Origin of the sequence: Streptomyces lancefieldiae, assembly GCF_031845825.1 — a bacterium.
In the GTDB taxonomy this organism is placed as follows: Bacteria; Actinomycetota; Actinomycetes; order Streptomycetales; family Streptomycetaceae; genus Streptomyces; species Streptomyces lancefieldiae.
Map to the genome: position 1 here is coordinate 1 of NZ_JAVRFH010000249.1, position 839 is coordinate 839.

At 68.8% G+C, this 839-nt stretch carries 1 pseudogene; it reads right to left on the minus strand.

The features are described 5' to 3' along the window. Positions 1-839, minus strand: a pseudogene (locus tag RM812_RS41935) (alpha-1,4-glucan--maltose-1-phosphate maltosyltransferase); the annotation flags it as partial.

Below are 839 nucleotides of genomic sequence, written 5' to 3' on the forward strand. Positions count from 1 at the left end.
CCGCCGTGCTGGAGGTAGGCGTGGAGGATGTCGGGGGTGTTGGTGAAGAGGTTGGGCCGCATGTAGGAGGCGGCGTCCCCGGTCAGTTCGGTGAGGTACTCGGTCAGTTCCTGCTTGGTGTTGCGCCAGGTGAAGTAGGTGTAGGACTGCTGGAAGCCGATCTGGGCGAGGGTGTGCATCATCGCGGGGCGGGTGAAGGCCTCCGCCAGGAAGATGACGTCGGGGTCGTGGCGGTTGATCTCGCCGAGGACCTTCTCCCAGAAGACGACGGGTTTGGTGTGGGGGTTGTCGACGCGGAAGATGCGCACGCCGTGGTCCATCCAGAACCTGATGACGCGGACGGTCTCGGTGACGAGGCCGTCGAGGTCGGCGTCGAAGGCGAGGGGGTAGATGTCCTGGTACTTCTTCGGGGGGTTCTCGGCGTGGGCGATGGTGCCGTCGGGGCGGTGGTGGAACCACTCGGGGTGTTTGTGGACCCAGGGGTGGTCGGGGGAGCACTGGAGGGCGAGGTCGAGGGCGACTTCCAGGCCGAGTCGTGCGGCCCGGTCGACGAAGTGGTCGAAGTCGTCGAGGGTGCCGAGGTCGGGGTGGACGGTGTCGTGGCCGCCTTCGGGGGAGCCGATGGCCCAGGGGACGCCGACGTCGTCGGGGGTGGCGGAGAGGGTGTTGTTGCGGCCCTTGCGGTGGGTGGTGCCGATGGGGTGGACCGGGGGGAGGTAGACGACGTCGAAGCCCATCGCGGCGATGGCGGGCAGGCGGCGGGCGGCGGTGCGGAAAGTGCCGTGGGGCCGGTCGGGGGTGCCCTCGGAGCGGGGGAAGAACTCGTACCAGGCGCCGTA